This window comes from Pseudomonas sp. UBA6315 (genome assembly GCF_002438125.1).
GTDB lineage: Bacteria > Pseudomonadota > Gammaproteobacteria > Pseudomonadales > Pseudomonadaceae > Aquipseudomonas > Aquipseudomonas faucium.
This window is the reverse complement of the sequence record NZ_DJTF01000144.1, coordinates 1-9,375: the sequence shown is the minus strand read 5'-3', so window position 1 is coordinate 9,375 and position 9,375 is coordinate 1. Positions and strand designations below refer to the sequence as shown.

Annotated in this window: 11 protein-coding genes; all 11 read right to left on the bottom strand. The window is 65.1% G+C overall.

The features are described from left to right. Positions 1–165: 165 nt before the first annotated feature. Positions 166–951: a TatD family hydrolase gene (locus B3E94_RS17350; RefSeq protein WP_236235513.1), complete on the bottom strand. Its 786-nt coding sequence runs from the start codon at positions 949–951 to the stop codon at positions 166–168. Positions 952–981: 30 nt separating this feature from the next. Beyond that, the gene (locus B3E94_RS17345) at positions 982–1,968 is read right to left on the bottom strand and encodes a DNA polymerase III subunit delta' (protein ID WP_286914432.1); all 987 of its coding nucleotides are present in this window, start codon (positions 1,966–1,968) and stop codon (positions 982–984) included. Continuing rightward, positions 1,961–2,593 carry a dTMP kinase gene (tmk, locus tag B3E94_RS17340; protein ID WP_286914431.1) on the bottom strand — a complete coding sequence of 211 codons (633 nt, stop codon included), beginning with the start codon at positions 2,591–2,593 and terminating at the stop codon, positions 1,961–1,963. The genes B3E94_RS17345 and tmk overlap by 8 nt, the downstream gene beginning before the upstream one ends. A gap of 9 nt (positions 2,594–2,602) precedes the next feature. Continuing rightward, the gene (mltG, locus tag B3E94_RS17335) at positions 2,603–3,748 is read right to left on the bottom strand and encodes an endolytic transglycosylase MltG (RefSeq protein WP_176512238.1); all 1,146 of its coding nucleotides are present in this window, start codon (positions 3,746–3,748) and stop codon (positions 2,603–2,605) included. 4 nt (positions 3,749–3,752) lie between these two features. Beyond that, on the bottom strand, positions 3,753–4,568 hold the full coding sequence (gene pabC, locus B3E94_RS17330) for an aminodeoxychorismate lyase (RefSeq protein WP_286914430.1): 816 nt from the start codon (positions 4,566–4,568) through the stop codon (positions 3,753–3,755). After that, on the bottom strand, positions 4,568–5,812 hold the full coding sequence (fabF, locus tag B3E94_RS17325; protein WP_176512236.1) for a beta-ketoacyl-ACP synthase II: 1,245 nt from the start codon (positions 5,810–5,812) through the stop codon (positions 4,568–4,570). The genes pabC and fabF overlap by 1 nt, the downstream gene beginning before the upstream one ends. Before the next feature lie 173 nt (positions 5,813–5,985). Continuing rightward, a complete protein-coding gene (acpP, locus tag B3E94_RS17320; RefSeq protein ID WP_008096410.1) occupies positions 5,986–6,222 on the bottom strand; it encodes an acyl carrier protein in 237 nt (78 codons plus the stop codon). A gap of 203 nt (positions 6,223–6,425) precedes the next feature. Beyond that, on the bottom strand, positions 6,426–7,166 hold the full coding sequence (fabG, locus tag B3E94_RS17315) for a 3-oxoacyl-ACP reductase FabG (protein WP_286914427.1): 741 nt from the start codon (positions 7,164–7,166) through the stop codon (positions 6,426–6,428). A gap of 16 nt (positions 7,167–7,182) precedes the next feature. Then, on the bottom strand, positions 7,183–8,121 hold the full coding sequence (fabD, locus tag B3E94_RS17310) for an ACP S-malonyltransferase (RefSeq protein ID WP_286914426.1): 939 nt from the start codon (positions 8,119–8,121) through the stop codon (positions 7,183–7,185). Between the two features lie 124 nt (positions 8,122–8,245). Further along, complete coding sequence (gene plsX / locus B3E94_RS17305) at positions 8,246–9,256, bottom strand: phosphate acyltransferase PlsX (RefSeq protein ID WP_286914425.1); 1,011 nt, start codon at positions 9,254–9,256, stop codon at positions 8,246–8,248. Positions 9,257–9,259: 3 nt separating this feature from the next. Continuing rightward, a partial coding sequence (rpmF, locus tag B3E94_RS17300; RefSeq protein ID WP_349681711.1) for a 50S ribosomal protein L32 occupies positions 9,260–9,375 on the bottom strand: 116 nt, incomplete at its 5' end.

Here is a 9,375-nt window from a genome sequence, read left to right as displayed (position 1 = left end):
GCACTGGCACTGCGCCAAACCTGACCAATACTTGAAGTGTTGGCGCGGCGCATCCCCCCCAAGTGGCGCGCCAATAAAGGTGCTCAGGGACCGCGTACCTTTGTTTTACTCCTAATGGTCTTAACCCGGATTCCCCCCCCAGAACCCGGGTTTTTTTTGCCCGCCTTACGCCGCTACGCGGGCAAGGGGGAACAAGCGCTTGAAGTTGTCGGTGGTCTGGCTGGCCAGCTGCTCGTAGCTGACCCCGCGCAAGGACGCCACGTACTCGGCCACCTCGCGCACGTACTGCGGCAGGTTCGGCTTGCCGCGGTGCGGGATGGGCGCAAGGTAGGGCGAATCGGTTTCCACCAGCAGGCGGTCGACCGGCACCTGGCGCGCCACTTCGCGCAAGGCATCGGCGTTGCGGAAGGTGACGATGCCCGACAACGAAATGTAGTAGCCCAGGTCCAGGGCGGCCTTGGCCATGTCCCAGTCCTCGGTGAAACAGTGCAACACGCCCGCCTGGGGCAGGTTGGCCTCGCGCAGCAGCGCCAAGGTGTCGGCCCTGGCAGCGCGGGTATGCACGATCACCGGCTTGCCGGTCTGGCGAGATGCTTCCAGGTGCAGGCGGAACGAGGCCTGCTGCAGTTCTGCGGCTTCTGGCTCGTAGTGGTAGTCCAGCCCGGTTTCGCCGATCGCCACCACATGCGGGTGTGCCAGCTCGCGCAGCAGCCATTCCAGGGCCGGGGTTTCGCCGGGCGCCAGGTCCAGCGGGTGCACCCCCACCGAGCAATCCACATCGGCGTACTGCTCGCTCAGGGCCTTGACCGCCCCGGCGTTCTCGGCGCTCACGCCAATGCACAGGAAATGCCCGACACCGCGCTCCCGGGCCGCCTGCAGGGCGGCATCGAGGGAACCCTGGTGGGCGCTCAGGTCAAGACGGTCGAGGTGGCAATGGGAATCTACGAGCATGGGATACGACACACATGAGGAAATGAAAAATCAGCGAGCGCCCGGCAACTGCTGCCAATGGGCCAGCAACGCTTCCAGCAGCAGCACGCGATTGAGGTTGGCCTTGCCCAGCACCTTCTGGCGCTGTTCGAGGATCCACGCCTGAACCTCGAGCACCTTGCCCTGGCGGCTCTTCTGCGCCAGGTATTGCACGACCTTGCGCATATCGGCCAGGCCCAACCCTGCTTCGTCCTGGCTCAACTGGTAGCGCAGGATCAGGTGCGACCAGTCGAAGAACCAGTCGAACAGCAACAACAATGGCACACCACTCCAGGCCTCGGCCAGCTGGCTGGGCGATTGCTGCTGCTTGAGCAGCTTCTTCACCCCTTCGGTGACCAATGCGCGCTGCTCGCGCACGCCCTGGGCCTGCAGCTTCACTGCCGTCAAGGGCGAGCCGGCCGCAAGCGTCAGCAGCTCATCGCGCTCGGCTTCGTCGCTTTCGGGCAGCGCCGCGGCCAGCCACGCCTGGCTCTGGGCCAGGCTGGGCTGCGGGCAGGTCACCTGCTGGCAGCGGCTCTTGATGGTCGGCAGCAGGCGGCTGGGCTGGTGGCTGACGAGCAGCAGCACGGTATCGCCGGAGGGCTCCTCGAGGCTCTTGAGCAAGGCGTTGGAGGCGTTCACGTTCATCGCCTCGACCGGCTCGATCAGCACCACCTTGCGGCCACCGAGCTGCGCGGTCTGGACCACGAAGGACACCAGCTCACGCACCTGGTCGACCTTGATCGGCTTGTCGGCCTCTTCCGGCTCCAGCACGAAGTTGTCCGGGTGGCTACCGGCCCTGAGCAGGTGGCACGCCTTGCACTGCCCGCAGGCATCGAGCCCCTGCGGTTGCTGGCACAGCAGGCGCGCCATCAGGCGCTCGGCCAGGGCACGCTTGCCGATGCCCTGGGGGCCGTTCAGCAGGTAGGCATGGGCATGCCGGGGGCGCCCGGCCAACTGCTGCCACAGCGCCTGCTGCCAGGGGTAGGCCTCAGCCACGGCAACGCTCCACGATGGCCGGCAGCAAGGCGTCGATGGCACGCTGCACGCCAGCCAGTGGCTGCGCGGCGTCCAGCAAGGTGTAACGCTGCGGCTCGCGCTGCGCGCGCTGCAGGTAGGCCTGGCGCACGGCCTCGAAGAAGGCTTGGCCTTCCTGCTCGAAACGGTCCAGGCGACCGCGCGCGGCGGCGCGGGCCAGGCCGACTTCCACCGGCAGGTCGAAGACCAGGGTCAGGTCCGGGCGCAGGTCGCCCTGGACGAATTGCTCCAGGGCGGCAATGCGCTCGACCGACAGGCCGCGGCCGCCGCCCTGGTAGGCATAGGTGGCATCGGTGAAGCGGTCGCACAAGACCACCGCGCCCTTGGCCAAGGCCGGGCGGATCACCTGCGCCAGGTGCTGGGCACGTGCGGCGAACACCAGCAGCAGCTCGGTGTCGGCCGCCATCGCTTCGTCGCTGGGTGCCAACAACAGCTCGCGGACCTTCTCGGCCAACGGGGTGCCGCCCGGCTCGCGGGTCAGCACCACGTCCAGCCCCTGTTCGCGCAGGCGTGCGGCCAGGTAGTCGCGGTTGGTGCTCTTGCCCGCGCCTTCGGGGCCTTCAAGGGTAATAAACAAGCCGCTCACAAGCAGTCCTTAATGTTGTTCGTCAGGCGCCGGCGCTTGCGCCGGTGCAGGTTCGCTGGCCGGGGCCGGCTCCTGCGCCTCGGGCTCATCCGCCGCGGGTTGATCGTCGGCAGGCGCGGCCTGTGGCCCGGGGCTGGAGCGGTAATCGGCACGCCGCTTGAGCTGGAACTCGCGCACGGCCGAGTTGTGGTTGTCCAGGTCGTCGGAGAACACGTGGCTGCCATCGCCGCGGGCGACGAAGTACAGGCTGGTGCCATCGGATGGATTGAGCGCGGCGTGAATCGCCTCGCGCCCGACCATGGCAATCGGCGTCGGCGGCAGCCCGCTGATGGTGTAGGTGTTGTAGGGCGTCGGCTCGCGCAGGTCGGCGCGGGTGATCCTGCCGTTGTAGCGCTCGCCCATGCCATAGATCACCGTGGGGTCGGTCTGCAGCATCATGCCCAGGCGCAGGCGGCGCACGAACACGCCAGCGATCTGCCCGCGCTCCTGGGGAATGCCGGTTTCCTTCTCCACCAGCGAAGCCATGATCAGCGCCTGGTAGGGGTCGCGATAAGGCAAGTCGGTGCTGCGCTCAGCCCACTCCTTGGCCAGCACATCGTCCAGGCGCATGTAGGCCTGTTGCAGCAACTCGGCGTCGCTCATGCCGCGCACGAAGCGATAGGTGTCGGGGAAGAAGCGCCCTTCGGGAAACACCCCGGTGTGGCCGAGCTTGTCCATCACCTCGGCATCGGACAGGCCGTCGAGGGTGTGCTTGAGCTTTTCGTGCTTGGCGATCGCCGAGCGCACCTGGCGGAAGGTCCAGCCTTCGACCAGCGTCAGGTTGTATTGCACCACATCGGCCCGGCGCCAGGCGTCGAACAGGTCTTCGACGGTCATGCCCGGGGTGAGGCGGTACTCACCGGTCTTCAGGGGCACATCGGCCATGTTGAAGCGCCAGTACAGGCGCAGCCAGACGGCGTCATCGAGCAGCCCCTCGTGCTGCATGCGGTAGAACATGCGGTTGGGGTTGGTGCCATTGGGCACGTCGAGCAGGCGCTCCTGCGTCACGGCCAAGGGCTGCTCCAGCACCGAGTTGAGCTTCCAGGCCGACCAGCCCAAGGCCAGGCCTGCGAGGATCAAACCCATTTCCAGCAGCAGCAGGAATTTGCGTCTCACGAATTCAGGTATCCAGTAACGTACGGGCAACGGCCTGCAGTTTACGGGTGAGTGGGCCCGGCGACCAGTACAGCGCGGCAATTGCCCGCACCGGCCAGACGCCGTAGACACTGTTGCAGACGAACACTTCATCGGCCTGTTCGAGCTCGTCGAAGGCCAGGTCGCGCACCTGCAACGGGATCGACAGCGCCTGCGCCTGCTCCAGCAACGCGCCGCGCATCACCCCGGCCACGCCGCAACGGCTGAGGTCGGCGGTGAGCAGCTTGCCATCGCGCACCAGGAACAGATTGCTGTACACCCCTTCGATCACCCTGCCCTGCCCATCACGCATCAGGCCTTCGGCATGCTCGCTGTCCTGCCATTCGGCACGGGCCAGCACCTGCTCCAGGCGGTTGAGGTGTTTGAGGCCGGCCAGCAAGGGTTGTTCCCCAAGCCGGGTCTGGCAGGGGAACAAGCGCACGCCGAGCTCGGCATGTTCGACAGGATAGCTGGGCAGCGCGCTGCCCTGCAGGATTCGTCGCGGTGCGACACCCACCGCCGGCGCGTAGCCACGCTGGCTGTCGCCACGGGTGAGGATGAGCTTGGCGACACCCTCGCCCAACTGGCTGGCATAGCGTTGGACTTCATCGCGCAGCAGCGCCAGGTCGCCAGCCAGTGCCAGGCGCTGGCAACCCAGCGCCAGGCGGGCCATGTGGCCGTCCAGCAGGCTGGGCCGGCCGTTGCGCACGGCGATGGTCTCGAACAGCCCATCGCCGTAGGCCAGGCCGCGGTTCTGCAGGTTGAGCGCAGTCGCCGGCTGGCCATCGATCCAGCTTTGCATCAACCGGCGAACCGGCGGAACACCAGCGAGCCGTTGGTGCCACCAAAGCCGAACGAGTTGGACAGCACCACATCGATCGGCATGCTGCGCGCCACGTGCGGCACGAAGTCGAGGTCGCAGCCTTCGTCCGGCTCATCGAGGTTGATGGTCGGCGGCGCCATCTGGCTGTTGATCGCCAGCACGCTGAAGATCGCCTCTACCGCGCCTGCGGCACCCAGCAGGTGGCCGGTCATCGACTTGGTCGAACTGACCGCCAGCTTGTAGGCGTGCTCGCCGAAGACGCGCTTGATCGCCGCCACTTCAGCAATATCGCCAGCCGGCGTCGAGGTGCCGTGGGCGTTGATGTAGCTGACCGCTTCCGGGGCGATGCCGGCATCGCGCAGGGCATTGGCCATGCAGCGCGCCGCACCTTCACCGCTGTCGGGCGGCGAGGTCATGTGGTAGGCGTCGCCGCTCATGCCGAAACCGACCAGCTCGGCATAGATGGTCGCGCCACGGGCCTGGGCGTGCTCCAGCTCTTCGAGCACCAGGGCACCGGCGCCGTCCGACAGCACGAAGCCATCGCGGCCCTTGTCCCACGGGCGGCTGGCCCGGGCCGGCTCATCGTTGCGGGTGGACAGCGCGCGCGAGGCACCAAAGCCGCCCATGCCAAGGCCACAGGCCGCCATTTCGGCGCCACCGGCGATCATCACGTCCGCCTCGCCATAGGCGATGTTGCGCGCGGCCATGCCGATGCAGTGGGTGCCGGTGGTGCACGCCGTGGCGATGGCGTAGTTCGGCCCCTGCAGACCCAGGTGGATCGACAGGAAGCCGGAGATCATGTTGATGATCGAACCGGGCACGAAGAACGGCGAAATGCGGCGCGGGCCCTGCTCGTGCAGGGTACGGCTGGTTTCTTCGATGTTGGTCAGGCCGCCGATCCCCGAGCCCATGGCAACGCCAATGCGCTCGCGGTTGGCGTCGGTGACTTCCAGGCCGGCATTACGCACCGCCTGGAAACCGGCCGCCAGGCCGTATTGAATGAACAGGTCAAGCTTGCGAGCTTCCTTGGCCGACAGGTACTGCTCGACCTCGAAGCCCTTCACCGAGCCGCCAAAACGGGTGGAGTAGGCAGACAGGTCCGTGTGCTCGATCGGACCAATGCCACTGCGGCCAGCCAGAATGCCCTGCCAGGTGCTCGGTACATCGGTACCCAGTGGCGACAGCATACCCATACCGGTGACCACGACGCGTCTACGCGACACAGTACTCTCCTTTTCTAATATCAGAGTCTCTTGCCATTGCATTCAGGCAATGGAATGAAATGGCAACAGGCTCTCGGTGCGAGCGGATCGACGCCAGCGTTTCGCAAAGAAAAAACCGCACGCCGGCAAAGGCAGTGCGGTTTTTCTCGTCAAGAAGCGACGACTACAGCGTCTTAGGCCTTGTGGCTGTTGACGTAGTCGATGGCAGCTTGAACGGTAGTGATCTTCTCGGCTTCTTCGTCAGGGATTTCGGTCTCGAATTCCTCTTCCAGAGCCATCACCAGCTCAACGGTGTCAAGCGAATCGGCACCCAGGTCATCGACGAAGGACTTCTCGTTGGTCACTTCCTCTTCCTTGACGCCCAGTTGCTCGGCGACGATTTTCTTGACGCGTTCTTCGATGGTGCTCATACCTAGTTTTCACTCCTAATGGACATATGTCAGGCAGCTGGCCGGTGACCAAGTTTATAGAAAGACGTTCGCTTTTCAAGCGGAACGCACCTTCGGAATGGTTACCTAACCCTCTGCCTGGAATCTGGTTGCAGCTTTATAACGGATTTTAGGCTCGCAGTATGACTCTTTTTTGAAGCAATCCGTCACATTGAGTTACAGTTTTACATGTACATCCCGCCGTTGACCGGCACGGTAGCGCCGGTAACGTAGCCTGCGCCGTCGGACGCCAGGAACGAAACCACCTTGGCGATTTCGTCGGCCTGGCCCAGGCGACCCAGCGGAATTTGGGTCTGCAGGGCTTCGCGCTGCGCTTCTGGCAGTTCGCGGGTCATGTCGGTGTCGATGAAGCCTGGGGTCACCGAGTTGACGGTGATGCCACGCGAGCCCACTTCACGCGCCAGGGCGCGGCTGAAGCCTTCGAGGCCGGCCTTGGCGGCCGCATAGTTGGCCTGGCCAGCGTTACCCATGGCACCGACGACCGAGCCGATGCTGATGATACGGCCCCAACGCGCCTTGGTCATGCCACGCAGCACGCCCTTGGACAAACGGTAGAGGCTGTTGAGGTTGGTGTCGATCACGTCGAACCACTCGTCATCCTTCATGCGCAGCATGAGGTTGTCGCGGGTGATGCCGGCGTTGTTGACCAGAATGGTCGGCGCGCCGAACTGCGTGCCGATGGCGGCCAGTACCGCTTCCACGGACTCGGCGCTGGTCACGTTCAGCTCCATGCCGGTACCGCTGATGCCGTGCTCCTTCAGGGTGGCGGCAATGCGCTCGGCACCGGATGCGGAAGTGGCGGTGCCGATCACGGTCGCGCCCTGGCGGCCCAGCTCGAGGGCGATGGCCTGGCCGATACCACGGCTGGCGCCGGTAACCAGTGCAACTTTACCTTGCAGGCTCATGCAAGCTTCTCCAAATTCAGGCCAGCGCCGCGCGGGTGGCGGCGACGGCATCGGGGGTATTGAGGTTGTAGGTGGTGACGCCGTCGGCGCAACGCTTGTTCAGGCCGGCCAGGACCTTGCCCGGGCCGCACTCGACCAGGTTCACGGCACCGTTGGCTGCCAGGGTCTGCACGCATTCGACCCAACGCACGGGCTGGTACAGCTGCGCCAGCAGGTCATGCTTGAGTGCATCGAGGTCGGCGGCGATGGCTGCGGTGACGTTCTGCACCACCGGAATCTGCGGAGCCTTCCACTCGATGGCGTTGACCGCTTCGGCGAAGCGCTCGGCGGCCGGCTTCATCAGTGCGCAGTGCGACGGCACGCTGACCGCCAGTGGCAGGGCGCGCTTGGCACCGGCCTCTTTGCACAGCTCCATGGCACGATCCACGGCCGCCTTGTTGCCGGCGATGACCACCTGGCCTGGCGAATTGAAGTTCACCGCGCTGACCACTTCGTCTTCGGCAGCCTTGGCACAAATCTCGACCACCACGGCGTCGTCCAGGCCAAGAATGGCAGCCATGGCGCCGTGACCGGCCGGCACGGCCTCCTGCATCAGTTCGCCACGGCGCTTGACCAGCTTCACCGCATCTTTGAGCGACAGGCTGCCAGCGGCGACCAGGGCGCTGTATTCACCCAGGCTGTGGCCGGAAACGAAAGCCGGCTTGGCGCCGCCCTCTTCCAGCCACAGGCGCCACAGGGCGATGGAGGCGGTGAGGATGGCCGGCTGGGTCTTGTCGGTTTGGTTGAGTTGTTCTTCCGGGCCTTCCTGGACCAGTTTCCACAGGTCGTAGCCCAGAGCCTCGGAGGCCTCCTTGAAGGTCTCAACGATCACCGGCTTTTCGGCGCCCAGTTCCTTGAGCATGCCCAACGACTGGGAACCTTGGCCGGGGAAGACGAATGCGAGGGATGCAGACATTGAACAAGCCCTTATGATCTTGTCGAATGGGGTGCGCCGAGCCCTGGGCTAGACGCGGAATTTGAAAACTTGGATGGAGACGCAGACCAAGCGGTCACATTTAAGCACTTCATCGGCGAAATACCTAAGGCAACAAGTCTTCGAGGCGGCCGTGCAGGCGCTGCGGCAGGTTCTCCTGAATCTCGATCAGCGCCCGCTGGATCGCACTCTGGAAGCCTTCCACCCCTGCCGACCCATGGCTCTTGATGACGATGCCCTGCAGGCCAAGGAAGCTGGCGCCATTGTGCCGCGCCGGGGCCAGGTCGGCCTGCAGGCGCTTGAGCAGCGGCATGGCCAAGGCGCCCGCCAGCCGCGCCAAGGCGCCCCCCTTGAACAGCCGCTCGATGCGCGCGCCGATCATGGTGGCCAGGCCTTCGCTGGATTTGAGCAGGATGTTGCCGACAAAACCGTCGCACACCACCACATCCGCCTCACCACGATACAGCCCGTCACCTTCGACGAAACCGACGTAATTGAGGCCGCGGGCGTTTTGCAGCAGGGTTGCCGCCAGCTTCACCTGCTGGTTGCCCTTGATGTCCTCGGTGCCGATATTCAGCAAGGCCACCCGCGGGCGATGGATACCCAGGGCCTGGGCGGCCACCGAGCCCATCACGGCGAACTGGTAGAGGTTTTCGGCGCTGCAATCGACGTTGGCACCCAGGTCGAGCAGCTGGCAGTAGCCTGCCTGGGTGGGGATCGCCGCCACCATGGCCGGCCGGTCGATGCCCGGCAGTGTCTTGAGCACGAAGCGCGACAGCGCCATCAGCGCGCCGGTATTGCCGGCACTGACGCAGGCCTGGGCCTTGCCATCACGCACCAGTTCCAGGGCAATGCGCATCGACGAGTCCGGCTTGCCACGCAACGCCTGAGAGGGCCGCTCGTCCATACCGATCACCTCGCTGGCGGCGACAATCTGCAGGCGCGCGCGATCCGCAGCTGGCAAGCCGCTGACGAGATCTTCAAGGAGGGAGGGTTGACCGACGAGGGTCAGGTGCAGCGAGGGGGTAGCACTAAGGCAGGCAATACTGGCCTGGACAATGCTGCGGGGACCGAAGTCCCCGCCCATTGCGTCGATCGCGATGATCTGAGCGGACAAGGATTACTCGTCAGCGCCCTTGTCGACCACTTTGCGACCACGGTATACGCCTTCTGGCGAAACGTGGTGGCGCAGGTGAACTTCACCGGTGGTTTTCTCTACCGACAGCGCGTTTTCCG